Source organism: Chishuiella sp. (assembly GCF_032109125.1).
In the GTDB taxonomy this organism is placed as follows: Bacteria; Bacteroidota; Bacteroidia; order Flavobacteriales; family Weeksellaceae; genus Empedobacter.
The window spans coordinates 70,037-91,443 of record NZ_DAMCLZ010000008.1 but is presented as its reverse complement, the minus strand read 5'-3'; the positions used below and the strand labels follow the sequence as shown (position 1 = coordinate 91,443).

At 27.4% G+C, this 21,407-nt stretch carries 16 protein-coding genes and 1 pseudogene; 13 read left to right on the top strand and 4 right to left on the bottom strand.

Going from position 1 to position 21,407, the window contains the following annotated elements:
• The first annotated feature begins 33 nt into the window (after window positions 1–33).
• The 10 genes from RT575_RS09985 to RT575_RS09940 all read left to right on the top strand — a co-directional run bounded on the left by RT575_RS09985 (window position 34) and on the right by RT575_RS09940 (window position 15,281).
• The gene (locus tag RT575_RS09985) at window positions 34–4,629 is read left to right on the top strand and encodes a translocation/assembly module TamB domain-containing protein (protein ID WP_313580565.1); all 4,596 of its coding nucleotides are present in this window, start codon (window positions 34–36) and stop codon (window positions 4,627–4,629) included.
• Window positions 4,630–4,842: 213 nt separating this feature from the next.
• Window positions 4,843–5,313, top strand: a complete 471-nt coding sequence (locus tag RT575_RS09980; protein ID WP_313374018.1) for an Lrp/AsnC family transcriptional regulator — start codon at window positions 4,843–4,845, stop codon at window positions 5,311–5,313.
• 28 nt (window positions 5,314–5,341) lie between these two features.
• Window positions 5,342–6,043 (top strand): NrtR DNA-binding winged helix domain-containing protein, encoded by a 702-nt coding sequence (locus RT575_RS09975; protein WP_313385825.1) that lies wholly within the window; start codon window positions 5,342–5,344, stop codon window positions 6,041–6,043.
• Window positions 6,044–6,057: 14 nt separating this feature from the next.
• Entirely contained in the window at window positions 6,058–6,540 is a 483-nt protein-coding gene (locus RT575_RS09970; RefSeq protein ID WP_313385827.1) for a hypothetical protein, read from the top strand.
• 120 nt (window positions 6,541–6,660) lie between these two features.
• On the top strand, window positions 6,661–7,233 hold the full coding sequence (locus RT575_RS09965) for a hypothetical protein (RefSeq protein ID WP_313385829.1): 573 nt from the start codon (window positions 6,661–6,663) through the stop codon (window positions 7,231–7,233).
• A gap of 290 nt (window positions 7,234–7,523) precedes the next feature.
• Window positions 7,524–10,289, top strand: coding sequence for a TonB-dependent receptor plug domain-containing protein (locus RT575_RS09960; protein WP_313580563.1), 2,766 nt, complete (start codon window positions 7,524–7,526; stop codon window positions 10,287–10,289).
• A gap of 24 nt (window positions 10,290–10,313) precedes the next feature.
• Window positions 10,314–11,543 (top strand): DUF4876 domain-containing protein, encoded by a 1,230-nt coding sequence (locus tag RT575_RS09955; RefSeq protein ID WP_313580561.1) that lies wholly within the window; start codon window positions 10,314–10,316, stop codon window positions 11,541–11,543.
• Between the two features lie 13 nt (window positions 11,544–11,556).
• Window positions 11,557–13,086, top strand: coding sequence for a DUF6850 family outer membrane beta-barrel protein (locus RT575_RS09950; protein WP_313580559.1), 1,530 nt, complete (start codon window positions 11,557–11,559; stop codon window positions 13,084–13,086).
• Between the two features lie 5 nt (window positions 13,087–13,091).
• The gene (locus RT575_RS09945; protein WP_313580557.1) at window positions 13,092–14,243 is read left to right on the top strand and encodes a cytochrome c peroxidase; all 1,152 of its coding nucleotides are present in this window, start codon (window positions 13,092–13,094) and stop codon (window positions 14,241–14,243) included.
• A 54-nt stretch (window positions 14,244–14,297) separates the two neighbouring features.
• Window positions 14,298–15,281: a lipoate--protein ligase gene (locus RT575_RS09940; protein WP_313580555.1), complete on the top strand. Its 984-nt coding sequence runs from the start codon at window positions 14,298–14,300 to the stop codon at window positions 15,279–15,281.
• Between the two features lie 49 nt (window positions 15,282–15,330).
• On the opposite strand, the gene RT575_RS09935 is transcribed toward RT575_RS09940, so the two are convergent.
• The 4 genes and pseudogenes from RT575_RS09935 to RT575_RS09920 form a co-directional block, all read right to left on the bottom strand.
• Window positions 15,331–15,435: a T9SS type A sorting domain-containing protein gene (locus RT575_RS09935; RefSeq protein ID WP_313580629.1), complete on the bottom strand. Its 105-nt coding sequence runs from the start codon at window positions 15,433–15,435 to the stop codon at window positions 15,331–15,333.
• A 12-nt stretch (window positions 15,436–15,447) separates the two neighbouring features.
• On the bottom strand, window positions 15,448–16,296 hold the full coding sequence (locus RT575_RS09930; protein WP_313580627.1) for a fibronectin type III domain-containing protein: 849 nt from the start codon (window positions 16,294–16,296) through the stop codon (window positions 15,448–15,450).
• 102 nt (window positions 16,297–16,398) lie between these two features.
• Window positions 16,399–17,097: pseudogene (locus RT575_RS09925) on the bottom strand (endonuclease I family protein); the annotation flags it as partial.
• A gap of 10 nt (window positions 17,098–17,107) precedes the next feature.
• On the bottom strand, window positions 17,108–17,635 hold the full coding sequence (locus RT575_RS09920) for a tRNA methyl transferase PRC-barrel domain-containing protein (RefSeq protein ID WP_313580553.1): 528 nt from the start codon (window positions 17,633–17,635) through the stop codon (window positions 17,108–17,110).
• Between the two features lie 167 nt (window positions 17,636–17,802).
• On the opposite strand from RT575_RS09920, the gene RT575_RS09915 reads away from it, so the two are divergent.
• The 3 genes from RT575_RS09915 to RT575_RS09905 all read left to right on the top strand — a co-directional run bounded on the left by RT575_RS09915 (window position 17,803) and on the right by RT575_RS09905 (window position 21,369).
• Window positions 17,803–19,254 carry an MATE family efflux transporter gene (locus tag RT575_RS09915; protein WP_313385838.1) on the top strand — a complete coding sequence of 484 codons (1,452 nt, stop codon included), beginning with the start codon at window positions 17,803–17,805 and terminating at the stop codon, window positions 19,252–19,254.
• A gap of 2 nt (window positions 19,255–19,256) precedes the next feature.
• A complete protein-coding gene (locus RT575_RS09910) occupies window positions 19,257–19,490 on the top strand; it encodes a hypothetical protein (protein WP_313385839.1) in 234 nt (77 codons plus the stop codon).
• A 106-nt stretch (window positions 19,491–19,596) separates the two neighbouring features.
• Window positions 19,597–21,369, top strand: a complete 1,773-nt coding sequence (locus RT575_RS09905) for a long-chain fatty acid--CoA ligase (RefSeq protein ID WP_313580551.1) — start codon at window positions 19,597–19,599, stop codon at window positions 21,367–21,369.
• The last annotated feature ends 38 nt before the right edge of the window (window positions 21,370–21,407 follow it).

Below are 21,407 nucleotides of genomic sequence, written 5' to 3'. Positions count from 1 at the left end.
TTTTTACGCAACAAATATCGTAAATTTAAACCATTGAAAATAGTCAGAAGAATAGGAAGAATTATATTGACCATGTTTATTGTTGTTTTAACACTTGTTTTTACAGCTTTAATCGCAATACAAATACCTTCTATACAGACAAAAATAGCTCATTTTGCTTTAGAAAAATTAAATAAATCACTCAATACAAAAATAAGTGTTGATTCAGTAGATATTGATTTTTTTGGTAAAATACATTTCTATGGTGTCAATATAAAAGATGATCACAACTATGATTTTATGAAATCAAAATCATTAGTTACAACTTTAAATGTTTGGACATTAATTCCAGGAATTAATAAAGATCATATAAATTTAAGTGAAGTAAAATTAGTAAATCCTGAAATCCGAGTAATTACTTATAAAGGAGATTCTATTTCTAATTTTATAAAATTTGTTAATGGGTTTAGCTCTGATAAACCTAAAGATCCAAATAAAATTTTTAAACTTGATGGTGATTTTATTCTAGAAAATGGAAAGGTTTCTATTGTTAATCAAAATTCAGGAAATATTTGGTTGGATGCAGAAAAGTTAAATTTATCTGTAAAAAACTTTAGATTAGTCGATACTGATGTAAAAGCTGATGTTGATGAGTTTAATTTTTATGCTAAAAAGAATAATGAATCTTATCATGTAAAGAATTTCACAGGTAAAGCTCATTACTCTGAAAAGGAAATAAGAATTGGTAATCTTAAATTCTCAACCGATACTTCAAATCTTGATGGAGAATTAGTTTTAGGTTATGATAAACCTTCAGACATGTCAGATTTTGCGGATAAAGTAAAATGGGATGTAATTTTTAATAGAGGTTCTGTAATCAATTTTAAAGAAATTAGATATTTCACAGAATTATTTGATAAAAATTCATCTGTAGATGTTTTTGGAAAAGTAAAAGGAACATTAAATAATCTTGTTTTTACAGACTTTGAATTAAAAGGACAAGATAATTATATTGGAGCTAATCAACTTGATTTACATAATGTCTTAGATGGAGATTTATTACATTTTTCTACTAAAAATGCAAAAATAAATACATCTTATAGTAATGTAACAAAACTTTTGCCAACGTTTATTTCAAAAAAAATACCAGCTTTATTGAATCGTTTTGGTAATCTTAATTATAGAGGAGATTTATCGTTAAATTCTGATGAAATAATTGCTAAAGGATATGCAATATCAGGATTAGGTGATGCTGATATTAGTGCACAAATCAATAACTATAGACATATAGATGCATTATTATATAAGGGGACTTTAAATGCTAAAAATCTTAATTTACATCAATTAACAGAAGTTAAAGATTTAGGATATGTAAGTGGTAATTTTAAATTTAATGGACGAGGAATTGATATTAAGAATATCAAATTAGATTTGGATGGTAATCTTAATTATATAGATTTATTAGGGAAAAGATATACAAATATTACAGTTGATGGATTAGTGAAAAATTATCAATTTAATGGTTTATTTGATATTAAAGATCCTAATTTAAATGCGCAACTTAATGGTAGAATAAATTTTAGTGGGAAACCATACGAATTTGATTTTGTATCAGATGTTAGACAAATTAATTTAGATTTTTTAGGGATTACAAAAAATATGAATGCTATTGTTCGAGGGAATATTGATGGTAATTTTAAATTATCTTCTCTTAATGATCTAAGAGGTGATCTAGATGTTAAGAATTTATATTTTCGATCAAAAACAGATACAGTACAACTAGCTCAAGTAAAATTAAATTCAAAAATAGAAGGTAGTCATAAATCGATGACACTGGATGTTCCACATTATATGCAAGCAAATATTGATGGAAAATTTAATATAACAGAAGTTGTAGATGTTGTTAATAATTCTTTAGTTAATTTGATTCCATCTTTCAGACAAAAGAAAGTATCTAAAAATCAACAATTTTCTTTTGATATATTAGTTCAGAATAATTTATTGAAATATATAGATCCTTCCATTTTGATTGAACCAAATACTCATTTAAAAGGCTCTATAGATGGTAATCTAAATCAACTTGAAGCAAGTCTTAATACACCTGGTATTTCTTATGCTGGTATACAATTATTTCAATCAGATGTTAGTTTAAATACAATTGCCGAGTTACCAACTTTAAATGCAAAAGTTGATAGTTTAAAGGTCGGAGGTGTTAGTGTGAATGATATAAATATTGTATCTAATCCTAAAAATGACACAATGATTGTAAAAACAGATTTTAATATAGGAAAGAAAAAACCAATTCTTTTCGATTTAAATCTGTTTCATACAGTACAGAATAATAATGATTTAATTTTTGGATTTTCACCATCAACAATAAGAATTGATTCAACAACTTGGACTATTAATAATAAAAATGATTTAGACTCTGATCGAGTAATTTATAATAGAGTAAAAAAATCATTAAAGGTCGAAGACTTGTCATTAGAATATGATCAACAATCTTTTGAGTTAAGTGGAATATTTAATAGTAATACTGATTATAATTTTAATGCCGATTTTAAAGATTTAGATTTAGAAAAAGTTATACCTAAAACATTAGTTAATGATCTAAAAATTGCAGGGATTGTTAATGGTAAAGTTGATGTAGTAAGAACTAAAGAGAAATTAGAACCAACTTTAGAAGCAAAGATTGCTCATCTAGGTATAAATAATTTTGAGTTAGGTAATTTAACATTGAATGGAGGTTATGATGTTGCTGATAAAAAATTTAATTTTAGTACTAGTCTAGAAAAGAATCAGATACAGTCTCTTGTTGCTTATGGTAATTTTGAAAATAAACCAACTGGACCAGAATTAGATGTTCTTGCAAATTTAGATGAATTTCACGTAGATTTCTTAGAAGGATTTTTGAGTTCAGTTTTTTCTAATATGAGAGGAACGCTTTCTGGTGATATGAAAATTAACGGACCTGTAGATTTACCTAATCTTAGTGGGACTATGGTAGCAAAAGATTTAGGTTTAAAAGTAAATTTTTTAGGTGCAGATTATTTATTTGAAGGAGAAAATGAACTGAATGTATCAAAACAAGGGAAAAGCCCAGGTATTATAATGTTGAATGACGTAAGTTTTAAAGATACAGCTAGTAATACAAAGGGAAAAGTTGATGGAGCCATTCTTTTTAGGAATTTAAGTAAATGGGGTCTCAATTTACAATTCAGTACAGATAATTTAATGGTGATGAATACAACCATAAAAGATAATGAATTGTTCTATGGGAAAATATTTGCGAAAGGAGATGTATCAATGTTTGGTCCAGTTGAAGAATTAGAAATTTCTGGGGATGCCACAGTTGTTGGTAATTCTGAATTAACAATAAATACAGGTAGTACAACAGTAGAATCTGAGAACACATTAGTACGTTTTGTACCTGATCAACATATTGACGATGGAACAAAGAATAGTAATGTTAGAACACCAAAAGGAATGACAATTGATGTTAATATTAATGCTTATCCTAATTCTATTGTTAATTTGGTTTTTGATGCGGCAACAAATGATAAAGCTTCAGCAAGAGGTACAGCTGAGAACTTACGCTTTTTGATGAATAGATCTGGTCTTAGTTTAACAGGTGTATATAATATAGATAGAGGAACTTATGAATTTAGACAATTTCCATTATTACCAAAAGATTTTAGTGTAAAGAAAGGTTCTACAGTTCAGTTTTCTGGTAATCCATTAGATGCAACGATGAATATAACTGCAGAATATCAAAGATCAGTATCTAATGTTGGTGATTATTTAGGAGTTGGTCATACCCAAATTTATGATGCTATTTTATCTATAAATATTGCAGAGACATTAAAGAAACCAAAAATTGATTTTGGATTATCAATACCAAATGCAGGTTCAGATATTAATTCTCAATTACAATCTAAATTTAGAGCAAATACTGAAGAACAAATGCTTCAGTTCAGTTATATTCTACTTACAGGTAAATTTGGAGATTCTTCAGCAGTACAATCAGGAGTAACAAGTACAGCTGCAGATATAGGACTATCTACTATCGCTGGAATGCTGTCATCAATTGCAGGTAATTTAGATATTCAAATGGAATATGTAGGAGGAAGTGTAAATTCACAAACGAACGATAAAATTAGGACATCTGTGTCTTATCGTATAAATAACAGATTAAGTTTAAAAGGTTCTTATGGAATTGCTGTAACTAACAATAGAGATGCGCAGGAAAATTTTGATGGTAATTTCGATATTACATATGATATATCAAAATTGAATAATGGAGCTTTATTATTAAGAGCATTTACAAAACCTACAACATTTGGTCTTTTACCAGGGATGCAGAGTAACTTGAATCAAAGTTTTGGTGTAGGAATACAATACAATAAAAACTTTGATAATTTTAGAGAGTTTTTAGGTCTTAATGAGAAGAAAAGTAAAAAAGAAAAAACTTCTTTAGAAGATGGTAAACAAGAAAAAGTTGAATTGAAAGAAAATTCAACAGAAAGTATAAAAGAAGAAAAAATAAAAATAGATACTTTAAAACCTATAAATGATACAATAAAAGTCACTTATAGAAAACCTCAAGTAAACAATACAAGTAAACGCAGAGGTTTAGTAAGAGTAAAATAAAAAAGAGTTTATTGTTATAAAAAACAATAAACTCGCGCAAACAAACAAAAGTAATAAGTTCATTAATTTCTTATGAACTATTATTTAAACAAATCTATATTATTAAATAAAACATTAAAAAATATTTTGAAGATTGTTTGTTTTATTTATATTTTTGCTAAAAATTAAATCTTTTTTTTATTAAAATAATAATAATACACAAAAATTAAGAAAATGAATTACATAATTGATGATGTTGATAAGAAGATTTTGATGTATTTAATTGATAACACGAGAATGCCGTTTACAGAAATAGCAAAAAAAATGAATGTTTCTGCAGGTACAATCCATGTACGTGTTAAAAAATTAGAGGAGGCAGGAATCATCAAAGGAACTACACTGATTACAGATTACGATAAAATGGGGTATCAATTTGTAGCTTATGTAGGGTTGTTACTAACTAAAACAAATAAAACTCAAAAAGTAATTGATGAGTTATATAAAATCCCAAATGTAACAGTTGTTCATGTAGTATCAGGGAAATACAATATTTTCTGTAAAATTCGTGCAACAGATACAGCTGATGCAAAAGAAGTTATTTACAAAATAGATCAAATTGATGATGTATTAAGAACTGAATCTATGATTTCATTAGAAGAATCTTTTAATGATAAAAATAGATTAATGCATTCAATCTTTCATTAATAAATAAAACGTATAAACGGTAATTAAAATGACAGACGAAGAAAAATCACAATATTTTCAAGTCGCACTATGTTCTAGCTTAGTACTTTTTGGGTTTGACGGAGAAGAATTAAAAATCTTAGTTTATAAAAAATTAAATGATCCTTTTAAAGGTGGTTTAATTTTACCAGGAAAGTACATAGCTCCAACTGTAAGTAACGATCAGGCAATTCATGAGTTATTAACGGAAAGAATTGCATATGATGAACATCAAACCTATATAGAGCAATTAAAAGCATTTACTAAAGTTTTCCGTAATCCATTAGGACGTGTTGTCAATGTAGCTTATTATGCATTAGTAAAGTTAACTCCTGACTTAGAAGAAAAAGTAAAAGTTCATGGAGGTGAATGGTTTCCATATGATAGAGTTCCAGATTTAGCTTTTGATCATAATGAAATTATAAAATACGCTAAAGAAAGGGTTAAACGCCGTGTTAAACGCCGTCCTGTAGGTTTTAATCTTTTAGGAGAAGAATTTACAATTGCTCAACTTCAGAGTTTATATGAAAAAGCTCTAAATAGAGAATTAGATAAAAGAAATTTTAGAAAGAAAATATTTAATTCAAATTTAATCATAGAAACAGGAAATACTACGGATCCAAAACTACATCGTAAAGTATCTAAATTATATCGTTTTGATGAAGAGAAATATGAAAAATTAAGTTTAAAAGGATACGATTTTCTTTTTTAATAAATTATAGTTCAATGGGCACAGATCAAAAAAGTACAAATAAGGAAAGAGATGATTTATTTGATACAAATGTTTTAATGTCTGATAACACTAAAACAAAAGATTTACAGCATAAAGGAAATAAAAAATCATTTTTATTCAAATCAATGATTTTTATAATGTTCTTTTTAACTTTAAGTATAATTTATAGAGGATTTCAGTTGTACATAACAAATGATTATTTGTTTAGAGCAATGATGAATGATGATGCTCCTAAAATGCCTAAATGGTATCCGATAATGACAATTATATTTGGTGTGATTGCATTCTTAGGTATTTTTTTAGTTAATGCTTACAAAAAATTAGGGGTTTATATGATAATAATATCATTATTTGTTTCTGCTGCAATGCAACCAGAATTTATGGCCGATGGAACTTTATTTACAATGTTTACACTGTTTGTATTTATTGGTTATGGTCTAGCTATTATTTATCCTTACTGGAAAAAATTTAAATAAAAATTATTACTTAACTGATGTTGATTTTTAATTAATTATAATACGATTTAATTATTTGCAAATATTTATTAAATGTAATTTGGCATAGTTTGTGTTATTATAATGTTAAAATCGACAATTATGAAAAAAGTATTTTTATCATTAATCTTAGTTGCATTTGCAACAACATCATTTGCACAAGATATTAAAACCCCATCAACATCTGCGGATGTTGGTACTGAACCTATTAAAAAAGGAAATTGGATAGTAGGAGGTTCAATAGGATCTTTAGGTTATTCTTTTGAAGGTGAAAATTTTAATATTAATTTTAATCCACAAGCTGGATATTTTATTTCTGATGGAGTAGCAGTTGGTTTAAAAACTGGTGTTGGGTTTCAAACAGTAAAAGGTGGAAAAAACGTATGGAATTACGAAGTATCTCCATTTGCTCGTTATTATTTTCCTGAAGGAGCAAGCTCTACTGGACGTTTCTTTGGACAAGGATCAGTAGGTGTTTCAGGTACTGGAGCTACAGCAACATCTAAATCTCAAACGTCTTTTGCTTTTGGAATAAATGCTGGTTATGCACATTTCGTATCTCGTAGTGTTGCTTTAGAAGGATCATTAGGGTATAATTATTCTAAATCTAACTTAGCTAATTCTCAAGCTCAGAATGGATTAGGGTTAACAGTAGGTTTCCAAATCTATTTGTAATAGATAAATAAATAATTTTCTTTTTGATTTATTTTTACATTTAACTATAAAAAAATAGGGTATCATTATGATACCCTATTTTTTTGTAATACAATTAACTTTTTATTCTTTTTTAAATTAATTAATTAAAAATTATTTATTTTATTAGCTGATTAAAAATGGCTTTTTATATGTTTATGAGTGTATTATGATATATTGAATGATTTTTATCAATATTATTAATAATTAGTCTAAATAAATTTTGTGTTATCAAAATGTTAACTTAAGTTTGCCGACCTAATGATTATAAGATGAAGTGTTGGTCAATGAAGATGATGTTCTTACTGGGTACTTTTTGTTCTTTTATTTTTGTAACAGCTCAAGAAAATGAATATAAATTACATTTAAAAGTTATAGATCAAGATAGTATTACATTACAAAATGTAAATATATTGGTTGATAATCTTACTACAATTAATACAACAAATGAAGATGGTGTTGTATCTATATTTCTTAATGGAGGAGAACATAATTTACATATTTCCAATGAAAATTATCTATCAAGAGATATAAAGACTTTTATAAGTAGTTCTAAATTATTGATTGTTGTTTTACAGACAAATAATATTGCTTTACAAGAAGTCATTTTAACAGCTAGAGAAGACAAAGGGTTAACTACTAAGTCGATTATAAATAGAAAAGCTATGGAACATTTACAACCTTCTAGTTTTTCAGATTTAATGGAATTGTTACCTGGAGGATTAGCTAAAACGCCCAATTTAACATCTCTAAATCGACCTTTAATTAGAGAAACTTCAGGAGTTCCAGGTTATGCAACGTCATCTTTAGGAATACAATTCATGGTAGATGATAATATTCTGAATAGTAATTCAGATATGCAAAGATCTTTAAACCCAAGTCAAATGTCATACGCACCATCAAATTATAATAAAATATCTACAGGAGTTGATATGCGTACTATATCTACAAATGATATTGAGAATGTAGAAATAATTAGAGGGATTCCTTCTGCAGAATATGGAGATTTAACAACTGGTTTAATAAAAATTGAACGAAAATTAGGTAAAACGCCTTTACAAGCTCGTTTAAAAGTTGATGGATACAGTAAGCAATATTATATAGGTAAAGGTTTTAAAATTAAAGATAATTGGAATTTGAATACTTCTTTTGATTTTTTAGATGCGCAATCTAGTCCAAGTGATGATACTCAAAATTATCAACGAATTTCAGCTTCTATTCGTTCTGATGTCAAATTAAAATTATTTAATAAACCATTAAGGTGGAAAACAAATGTAGATTTTTCAAATAATTTAGATAATGTAAAATTAGATCCAGATAATTCATTTGCAGGAACAGATAAATATAAATCATATTCTAAGCGAATAAATGTAGCTAATAACTTTATATATAACTTATCTAAAAAATCATTTTTTAATGAAATTACTTTAAATACTTCTATTCAACAAGGTTTAGATAGAATAGAACAATCTCAATTTGTTCAATATTCTGGACCAACAACTTTATCAATAGCTAAAAAAGAAGGAGAAAATGTTGGTGTTTTTGCAAAAAGTAGTTTCATCTCAAATTATATGACTGATGGAAAACCATTAGATATTAATGCTAGATTTCGTACAAGTGGAAAAAGAAAATTGATAGGGATGATTCATTCTTATGAGTTTGGAGGTGATTGGAGATATAGTAAAAATAATGGTAGAGGAGATGTTTATGATATTCTTCAACCACCAAGTGCAACAATGACTACTCGACCTAGAGCTTTTAAAGATATTCCCGCGACACAAAGCTTAGCAGCTTTTATAGGAGATAGAATAGATTATAAGTTTAATAATCATTCAATTACTCTATATGCAGGTTTACGTGTAAGTAAGTTGTTAGGTGTAGATAAGTCATATAAAATAAGTGATCAAATTTTTACTGAACCACGTTTCAACCTTCAATATGGATTACCAAAATTTAAAGTTGATGGTAAGCCATTTCAAATAGATGTAACAATGGGATATGGACAATTTTATAAGCAACCTACAACTTATTACCTATATCCAAATGTACAATTTAGAGATTATGTACAGCTAAATTACTATTCTAATGATGAGCAATACCGTTATGTAAGCTATATGACTTATATTCAGCAACAGGCTAATAAGGAATTAACAGCAGCGAAAAATATAAAAAAAGAAATTCGATTAGATTTTACTTATAATGAACATAATTTATTTGTTTCGTATTATAATGAAGAAATAAAGAATGGTTTTCGTTCAGTAAATCAATATAATATTAATTCTTACAAAAAATATGATGCAACACAAGTTAATATTAATAATTGGACAGCAAATGGGCCAGATTTAACAAATGTTCCTTATACAATAGTACAAGAGCATTCTGCTTATGCTAAAACAGAAAACGGAAGTGTTACAAAAAAGCAAGGAATTGAATTTCAGTATAGAACACCTCGTTTTAAATCGATTAATACACGATTCACATTAAGTGGGGCTTGGTTTGAAACAAAATATTACAATTACATTCCTATCTATGAGAAACCTAGTGTTTCTGTTGGAGGAATTCCAGGGTCTTTCCCTTATGTTGGAATTTATGAAAATGATGATTCTTATAAAAATTCAAACTTGAACTATAATCTAATGATAGATACGTATATACCAAGTTTAGATTTAACTTTTTCAGCTTCTGTTCAAGGCTCAATATTTAATCATAATATAAGAGAAAAAATAATTGCTACACCAACTTCTTATATTGATTTACAAGGTCAAACACATATGTTTACTACTGCTGATGAAAGTGATCTTTATAAACAATGGTTGATAAGACCTGTGGGGACTTCAAATCCACTATCTAGAAAAGCTAGTTATACTGTAAATGTAAATTTGAAAGTAACAAAAAGTATTTATAAAGATTTACGAGCTTCAATGTTTGTTACTCGTTTATATAATTACGAAAATCCATACTACTACAATAATGTAAAAGTGGAATTACAAAATAAACCAACTCCATATTTTGGGATGGAATTAAATTACAATTTTTAATCATAAAAAAATAAAATTAGCAATATGAAAAAAAGAATTTTAGCTTTAGGATTTCTAACTTTCTCTACTTTTTTTACATTAGTTTCATGTACTAATAATGATGATTTTGGAACAGAAATTAATCAAAATAATACATTAACTATTTCTTTTAAAGGAGATAATATTAAAACATATAAGTTATTAGAAATAGAGGCTGTAGAATTAAATACGGGAGCAAAAACAATACAAACAGCTCAAGATGTCAATGCATATAGTTTATCACTTCCAACAGGATCATATAAGATTACAGTAAATGGAACAGTAATTACACTTGCAGATGAAGAAGTAATTATAGGAGGAACAACTTCTGTTGATATTACAAAAACTACTGAAAATATCTCTATTCCTTTATCTATTAAACAATTTAGTGAAGATTTTATTATAGAAGAAGTTTTCTATAGTCAAATTTTAACTCCAGAAGATAAAAAATACAATACTAGTAAATATTTTAAGATTACAAATAATACAGATAAGGTATTGTATGCAGACAAATTAATTATAGGTCAATCAGCATTTATATCTAATGATGATGATAAGATTCCAACACCTTACCATCCAGATCAAGCTTTTGCTGTAAAAGCAGTAATGGTCTTACCAGGAAGTGGAACAGATTATCCTGTGCAACCTGGAGATTTTATTGTTGTAGCAGACAATGCAATTGATCATAGAGTTAATGCTAGTACTGCATTTGATTTAAGTAAGGCTGATTTTGAATTTCCAAGTACAAACCCTAAGTTAGCAAGTGTAGATAATCCTGCAGTTCCTAATGCAAATGTTATTTTTACAACAGCTACTTATAATCTACTTATTATGCATAGTGCTGGAGTGGAATCTTATGTTATAGGTCGATTTCCAGAAAATGAAAATTCTCAAACTTTTTTAGAAAAATATAAATATAATTATCAATATTTAGATCAAGCTGGTAATATTAAGAAAGTAAGTGTCTATGAAATTCCTAATACATGGATTTTAGATGGTTTAAATAATGGAGCTAAAGGTAGTTTTTATCAATTGATATTGGGTTCTTCTATAGATACAGGCTGGACAGGTATAGGATCAGGTTATAATAGTTTAGATAGAATGGGTAAATCTGTTCGTCGTAAAATATTAGGTCAAACAGAAAATGGTAAAAATATTTATAAAGATACCAATAATTCTACGGTTGATTTCGAAAGAGATTCTGAGCCAAGTTTAAAAAATGGTATTGTTCATTAATAGAGAATTATAGATGTTGAAAACAATAAAAATCTTTCAATTAACTTTGATTTTATGTACATCTTGTATTACATTGGCACAAGATAGTCTATCACTTTTTCAAAATTTTAAAAATCAATATAATATTGAAAGGAGTTTTAAACAAAAATTCTATTATAATCCAGCAAATATGCTGGATTATAGTTTATCCTCTTTTTCTCAGTTAAATGTTTCCTCTTTTTCTCAAAAAGATAAAGTTTATAGACAACAAAAAGGTTCTGGAGAAAAAGGATTTGGTGTTTATACAAATTCATTTCAAAAATTAAATAATCAAAAAGTTTTGTGGGGAAGTGCTTCTTATGAAAATCTAAAAATAAACCATGTGAAATTGAATGAAAATTTAGATTATGATAGAGTTGCACCATATATCACTTCAGATTCTGTAGGAGGAAATATAGATATAGAACGTTATCAATTTTTGGGAGGATATGCACAAAAAATTGATCAATTTTCTTTAGGAGCTGAGGTTGGTTATAAAGCACAATTAGGTTCAAGATCTAGAGATCCAAGATTAGAAAATACTACTTCAGAGTTAAAAGCAAAAATTGGTTTAGGTTATAATTTTTATAAAGATATTTCCATAGATGCATTTGTAGAAGGAGAGAAATACCAACAGAATAGTACAATACGTTTTGCTAGTCAATTGGGACAACCAGCAGTTTATCAAATGACAGGATTAGGTATATATAATAATCTTTTTAGTAGTGGAGGAACTTCTTCTTTTAATTCAGTTAATGAAGAATATAGTTATAAAGTAGGAGGAAAGATAGCTAATAAGGGAGGAAAAGATTTTTATTTATTGGTTCAGTATGGAAAAGCGAATATGAAAAGAAGTTTTAAAGGAACTACCAATAGATTTTACTATTCAGCTGATTTAAATAATGATTTATTAAATATGCAAGCGGCTAAATTTTTTAAATTAAATAATCATAAAATTGGAGTACAAGCAGATTATTTTTCTCGTAATACGGAAGGTTTAGAATATGGATATACTAATAACAAAGGATTATTCCAACAAATTTATAAAAGATTATCTTATAAGAGAGATGAAGAAAATATGACTTTATCATTGTTTTATTCATTGGATAAAGAACATTTTAGATTATCCTTTGTACCTTACTTTAGTTATCAAGAAATAAAGGAACAACGTTTATTTCCTTACAGCGGACAAAAATTTGAATATAATGTTTTTGGAGCAAAGGTTAATTATTTACAGAAATTGACAAATAATCAAACAATTTCTTTTGAATCTTTTATTGATTATAAATCTGTTATTTCAGCTAAAAATTTATTAGCATCTGCAAATGCTTCTTCTATTAACGATTGGTTAATACAAGATTTTAATTATTTGTCAAGTGATATTACAACGATTGGAGCTAATTTACGTTATGATTTAAAACTGGATAAATTACCTACTTTTTTTATAAATGGTAGTTTTATTCAATCAAATATTCAATCAAAATATAATAATTATTCCTCAGTTTCATTAGGAATTACTTTTTAAATAAAATGAAAAATAAAATATTTTTTATCTCTTTTTTACTATCTATTTATTTTCTAGTTAGTTTTTCACCATCAGTCCGTAATGATTTATCATCAATCGAAGATCCTACGATTCAAGATATTATAAATAGCTATAAAAATAATATTAGTCTTTGGCCAAAACCAATGATAGATAAAGGAGTAGAATGGAAAGAGTTTGCATCGATAGAAAGAGATACAGCATATTTTACAACTCAAGATAAACCTAAAGTAATTTTAGGGAAAATGTTGTTTTTTGATCCAAAACTTTCAGGATCTAGTCAGATTTCTTGTAGCTCTTGTCATGATCCAGAAATGGGTTGGACTGATAGACGTAAAGTATCTCTAGGTAATAATCATTTAGAAGGAACTAGAAATACACAATCACTTTATAATATTGCTGAAAGAACATCTTTTTTTTGGGATGGTAGAGCAAAAACTTTAGAAGATCAGGCAGCTGGGCCATTATCTGCTTTACATGAAATGGATATGGATTTAAGTAAATTACCTGATAAATTGAGTCAATATAAAGGATATAAAAAGTTATTTAAAGATGCTTATGGAGATGAAAAAATAACAAATAAACGTATTGTAGAAGCTTTAGCTAATTTTCAAAAATCTATAAAAAGCCAACCAAGTCGTTTTGATAAATTTATTGATGGTGATTATACGAAATTAACTGATCAAGAAATTTATGGAATGCATTTATTTAGAACAAAGGCAAGATGTATGAATTGTCACAATGGAAAATATTTAACTGATGAGTCTTTTCATAACATAGGATTAACCTATTATAAACGAAAATTTGAAGATTTAGGTCGTTATGAAATTACTAAAGATCCAGATGATGTTGGTCGCTTTAAAACACCTTCTTTAAGAGATTTATTAAATACAAATCCATGGATGCACAATGGTTTTTTTGATGATTTGGATGGATTAATTAATTTATATAATAGTGGGATGCATATGATAGATCCAACTCCAGAAGAAAAAACAAATGATCCTTTATATCCTTATACAGATGCTCTTTTACAACCTTTGAATTTAACAAAAGAAGAAAAACTTGCATTAAAATCTTTTTTAGAATCAATGAGTGGATCAAAATATAAAATGGATCGTCCGAAATTCCCTATTGAATAGTATGATGAAATAATAATATATCTTAATTTTAAGATCATTTTAAATAAATTAATTATGCTTATTATAGATTCTCCTTCACATAATGCTTACTTTAATATAGCATTAGAAGAATTTTTACTTTATAAATATCCAACAGAAGATATATTCTTGCTATATGTAAATGCACCTTCAATAATAGTAGGTAAGTTTCAGAATACTTTAGCAGAAATAAATTTAGATTATGTAAGAGAAAAGGAAATAAAAGTTGTTCGACGAATGTCTGGGGGAGGATCTGTTTATCATGATTTGGGTAATTTAAATTTTTCTTTTCATACACTTTTAGAGGGAAATGACTTTATGGATTTTTCTCAGTTCACTGCTCCAGTACTAAAACTTTTAAATGATAGAAATGTTCCTGCAAAATTAGAGGGAAGAAATGATTTATTAATAGAAGGTAAAAAGTTTAGTGGAAATGCAAAATTAGCTAAAAATGGTAAGATGATTCAACATGGAACCATTTTGTTTAATTCAGACATGTCTATTTTAGATGAGGTATTGAAAATAAATCCATTAAAATATATAGATAAAGCAATTAAGTCTAATCGATCTAGAGTTACAAATTTAATTGATTATTTACCTTCTGATATGAGTACAGAGGATTTGAAAAAAATATTGATAGATGAAATTGTTAAAGCTAATACAAATAGTGTACTTTATGAATTAAGTATTGATGATTTGAATGGAGTAGAGTATTTAATTAGAAATAAATATGAAACATGGGATTGGAATTTTGGATCTTCGCCTAATTATAATTATAAAAATGCAAAAAAAATTCCTGCAGGTTTTATAGAAATTCATTTAAATGTAGAGAAAGGAATAATACAAGAAGCCAAAATTTTTGGTGATTTTTTTGCTTCAGAACCGATAGAAAATTTTGAAAAAAAATTAATAGGACATAAACATAATCAAAATGAACTTCAAGAAATTTTAAAGCAGCTAGATTTAACAAAATACTTTGGAAAAGTTACATCTCAAGAGATTTTAGAAGTTCTTATATAAGAAAAAAGCTATCCAAATTTGGATAGCTTTTTTTTATATTTAAAATTTGTTATTCAACAATTATTTTACTTGATTGTTTATTTGTTTTTACAATATAAATACCTTTTGGTAAACGATTTAATTTGATTTTAGAAGAAGAATTTACTTTTTCTATCGTTTGTACTAATTATCCATTTAAATTATAGATGTAAATTGTTTCAGTTTGTTTTAACCCTTTAATATAAAACTCATAGTTTTTAATTGGGTTTGGATAAATAGAAATTTTATCTACATTATTTTTATTAATATCATCTGTAGCTAGATTTTCAGGATAGCATGTCCAAGAAAGGTTATCTAATCTAACACGATTTGTAGTACTATCATTCACTAATTCAATAATCGAGTTATCTTCTATATTAATATTATCTATTTGAATAGTTTGTGGTGTTGCTGAATAAGCAATTTTTCCAACTTCTTCACCATTAATATTTAATGTAAAAGTACCATCTGTACCAGTAAATAATAAAGCTGTTCTAACACTCAATGATCCAATTCCTCCCGAAATAGTAGACGAAGTAAGAGAACCGTTTCTAATTGTAATAGCTCTATTATCATCAGTTTGGTCTGTTCTTGCGGCTGTAGCTGTCCAAGTTATATTTCTATTTGTCCATACTCTTTCTGTGTATGCAGAATTTGAAGTTGGTATTTTTTCAAAATCTTCAGTTCCACAGCTTCCGCCTTCAGATGGTTCAGTATCATCTGTTGATTTCTCTTTTGTTTTTATGTTTATACTTTCACTTTTTATAGATGAGTTACCAGCTCTATCTTTAGCTATAATATAAACAGAATAATCTGTAGATGGTTGTAGATCAGTTATTGTAGAGTTATTTGAAGAAGATGTAGAATTGTAAATTCCGTCTAAATATATATCATATCTTGTAACAGCAATGTTATCTGTAGAAGCTGTCCAAGAAATAGATATACTTGTAGAAGTAGAATCACTTACCATTAAATTTGTAGGAGAACTAGGCGCAATAGAGTCTTGCTCAATTGGATTTCCTCCTTTTATAGTTTCAGGCCATGTGTTTTCAGCATCAGGACCTCCCCAAATTAGTGTAGCTAAATAAGGATTATCTATAAAAGGATTTCTATTTCCTTGTGTTTCTGCAACTACATTATTTCTATTTATCTCAAAATCAGAGACAGGATCTTCAACATTCCATTTCAAAAGTATATCAGAAAAATCTTCAGAATAAGTATTTGGAACAAATGCAATATTTAAAGGTTTACATTGATCTTGATATCTTACATACATATACATTAATATTCTAGCAATATCTCCTTTCCATTCATCTCCAGGATACCAACCACCACGGCTAGTTTTGTATGCTGTAACTCCCGTTCCATCATCAAATTTAAGATTACCTCTATCACTGTTTAAAGCAATATTAGCTGGGCGTAGATGATGACCATCAGATCCAGGCCCTTAAGTCCCTAAATTACCTGTACCTAATGATTTAGCATAAACATGTTCTCTATTCCAATTGGATGTGGGAAAAGATGTAATACTTCTTTGATGTTTTCCAGAACTTTCAGAACCATAAATAACTAACATTTTACTTGAATTTTGAGGATCTACATCACTTTTTGGTAATAAATCTCTTAAATCATCGTAACTAATTTGTTTTTTATGTGTTTCAGTAATTAGCTTTGTTAATTCTGCTTTTAAATCATTTTGATTTTTTTCAAAATTAATACCTGAATAGTATGCTGGTGCTGTCTGTGCATAAACTACGAGGCTTAGTAAAGTAACTAAAAAAGTAAATTTTAATCTCATGTGTTGTTTGTTATTTAATAATTATTGCTTTTATATTGTTTTCAATTAATAGATTAATAGGATAATTGATAATGTCTATGTGAACATTATCAGATAATTCTAAATATATACTATTATTATAATTGTAGAGTTCACAATATATATCAGAATTTATAATAGGGGATTGAACTAAATATTTTGTTGAGTCTGGAAAATTTTGTTCTATAAAATTTATTTCAGAATTAGAGAAATCAAGTATATTAGTAAAAAGACCAGGATGTTTGTTTCCTTGACCAACAAATAAGCGATTTTCATTTCTATCTATTCCTATTACATACAGAGGATTTAATTTTCCTCCAATATTAATACCTTTTCTCTGTCCTAATTTATATTCATTAATATTATAGTGTTCTCCGACAATAAATCCATCGAATAAAGAATATTGTCTTTTATTTATTTTATATAATATTTCTTGTTCTTTATTTTTAAAAGAAATATTATCATCGCTGTAAATTGAAGAATTAGCTGGTATTTCTACAATTTGTCCTTTTTTTGACATGATTTTTTACTAGTGAATGATTATATTAAATCACGCAGCAAAGCTACTGTTTTAGCTTAATTTGTATATTAAATAAACATTAAATGTAGGATAAATATATTCTTTTATATTTTCTAAACATAGAAGCAAAACCTTTGATGTATCTTTGCATTTCAAAAAAAATAGAATTGGAATTAAAAGAACATTTAAGGCGTAATATAAAATTAGCCTTTCCAGTAATGATTACTCAAATGGGACAAATTTCTGTCAACATTGTAGATAATATTATGGTAGGTGGTTTAGGTGGGAAATATGATAATGTAAAAGATGAAATTTTAGGAAAAACATCCTTAGCAGCTGCATCTTTAGGTAATTCATTGTTTTTTGCAGTATTAGTATTTGCTTTTGGTTTTAGTTTTGCACTATCTCCATTAGTTGCTGCGGAAGATTCTAAAGGAAACAAGAAAATGGCTGCAAGTTATTTTTCTCATAGTTTTATTTTGAATGTTACTTTATCTATATGTTTATTTCTATTAATTACATTTTTAAAACCATTAATGTATCATCTTGGTCAACCAGCTGATGTTGTAGAAAAATGTATTCCTTATCTAACAATCATGACATTCTCAATGATTCCTTTAATGATATTTCAAACTTTTCGTCAACTGTCAGAAGGTTTATCACTTACTATTCCTGTAACTATAGCTACTATATTGAGTAATATAGTAAATATTACACTTAATTATGGTTGGGTTTATGGTAATTGGGGATTTCCTCGTTTAGAGGTAACTGGTGCTGCATGGGGAACTTTTGTAGCAAGATTTGTTATGATGATTTTTCTTTTAATAGTTCTATTAAATTTTAATAAAACAAAATCAGTGTTAAATGAAGTTAGTTTTAAACTATCCAATTTTAAAAAAGATATATTTAGAAAAATTGCAGGTATAGGTATTCCTACTGCCCTTACATCATTTTTTGAGATGAGTGCATTCTCGCTGGCAGCATTTGTTTGTGGTTACACATTTACAAATACCCTTGCAGATCAAGAGTTGGCAAAAGTTAATTTAGCAGCTCATCAAATTGCGATTAATTTGGCTTCTACAACTTTTATGATGTGTACTGGACTAGGTGTTGCCGCTACTGTTCGTATAGGAAATCAATTAGGTCTAAAAGATTATAAAACATTACGAGAAGCAGGTTGGTCATGTATCGTAATGGTTTTATCATTTATGATTTTGTGTGGTATATTATTTATAGTTTTTAGATACCAATTACCAACAATATATTTAGATAATAAAGATGTTATAAATCTTTCAGCTCAATTATTAATTATAGCTTCTCTTTTTCAAATGTCTGATGGAATTCAATTAGTTATTCTTGGAGCTTTAAGAGGAATGATGGATGTTAAAATACCATCTCTTTTAACATTTATTTCTTATTGGTTAATAGCAATTCCTATTGGTGTTGTTTTAGCCATTGGTTTTGAAATGAGAGCATTTGGAATGTGGATTGGATTAGGTATTGGACTTACAGCATCAGCTATATTTTTAATGATTCGTTATAATCATCAAACTAAAAAATTAATTAGAGATAATCCTAATACAACAATTATATTAGAAGATAAATTAAAAAACATATAAAAATGGATTTACCAAAATTTTTAGTAGCAGATAACTCTACTATGCCAGATAAGATTTTTATTTTGCATACAGAATATCCTCGTTTTTTACTTGATGTAGAAAATGACGATATAGAGTGGTTTGAAGATATTTCTGAAGAAGAAGATAACGAAGAATTTAGTTCAGAAATAGCTAATTTAATCGAAGAAGCCTTAGATTTTTATGATCAAGAAATGGCTTCTTTAGATGAAGAATAATTATCAAAAGTATTTTTAGTGTTCTTTTTACACTAAAAATACTTTTTCTCTTTTATTTTGTTATATTTTTTACTAATTTGCAGTAAGTAAAAAATATTTCAAAGCCATGGAAATAAGTAGATTATTTGATTTTGTTCAAAATCAATTAGAGAAAAACCCACGAAAAGATTCTTTAGTGTCTAAAGTTCAAGGAAAGTGGGTCAAAACTTCAACCCAAGAATACATCTCTAAAGCAAATGCTTTTAGTAGAGGATTATTACAATTAGGAATAAAACCTCAAGATAAAATAGCTATAGTAACTTCTACAAATAGGACAGAATGGAATATATGTGATATAGGAATGCAGCAAGTAGGTGCTATTAGTGTTCCATTATATCCGACTTTATCTGAGGATTCTTTTGAGTTTATTCTTAATAACTCAGAAGCAAAATTAATTATTGTTTCTGATAAAAATTTATATGATACTATTTTCAATATAAAACATAAAGTTTCATCTCTAACAGGTATTTATAGTTTTGATGATATAGAAGGTGTTCCAAATTATGAAGAGATTATAAACCTTGGAGAAGATATATCTTTACAATACGAGGTTGATAGCCTTAAGAATTTAATAAAAACAACCGATGTTGTTACTTTAATTTATACATCAGGAACAACAGGAAAGCCTAAAGGAGTTGTGTTAACTCATGAAAATATTGTTTCAGATGTATTAATGTGTAAAGATAGAATTCCAATTTTTCCAGAAAATCCTATTGCACTTAGTTTTCTACCTATTAATCATGTTTTTGAACGTATGTTAATTTACTTATATCATTATTTAAATATTGGTATTTGGTATGCAGAGAGTATTGATAAATTGGGAGATAATATGAAAGAGGTAAAGCCTCATATTATGACTGTTGTACCTAGATTAGTAGAAAAAGTTTATGATAAAATTTATTTAACTGGATCTACAGCTGGTGGAATAAAAACAAAAATATTTATGTGGGCTCTTAGTTTAGTAGAAGATTATGAACCATATAAAAATAATGGGTTATTATTCTCTATAAAACATTCAATTGCAAAAAAATTGGTTTTTAGTAAATGGAAAGAAGGTGTAGGAGGGAATCTAGTTTGTATGATTTCTGGTTCAGCGCCTTTAGCAACTAGATTAAATCATATTTTTTGGGGAGCTGGAATACCAATTTTAGAAGGTTATGGATTAACAGAAACTTCTCCTGTGATTTCTGTTAATTGCATGAAGAAAGAAGGATTTGGAATAGGAACTGTTGGTGCTCCTTTAATTGGTGTTGATGTTAAAATTGCTGAAGATGGAGAAATATTAGTGAAAGGTCCAAATGTAACCAAAGGTTACTATAATGATCCTGAAAAAACAGCTGAGGCTTTTACAGCTGATGGTTATTTTATGACCGGTGATATAGGAGTTATTGAAAAAGGATTGTTAAAAATTACAGATCGAAAAAAAGAGATGTTTAAAACATCAGGGGGGAAATATATTGCTCCTCAAATCATAGAAAATATATTTAAACAGTCACGCTTTATTGAACAAATAATGGTTGTTGGAGAAGGAGAAAAAATGCCTTGTGTTATTATTCAACCTAATTTTCAAGTTCTTAAAAATTATTTAGAAATAAAAAATATCTCTCTTCCTTCCTCTAATTTTGAATTAATTAAAATTCCTCAAATTTTGGATGTGATTGACAGAGAGATTATTAAAATGAATAAAGAATTAGGGAATTGGGAAAAAATAAAAAAATTTGAATTAACTCCCGAAGAATGGACAATTGATGATGGATTATTAACTCCAACACTCAAGTTAAAACGTAAAAATGTAATGACCAAATATAAATATTTATATGATAAAATGTATGGTAAATAGTATTTTCCGTAGATAAGCAAGTTGTATTGATTATTAAT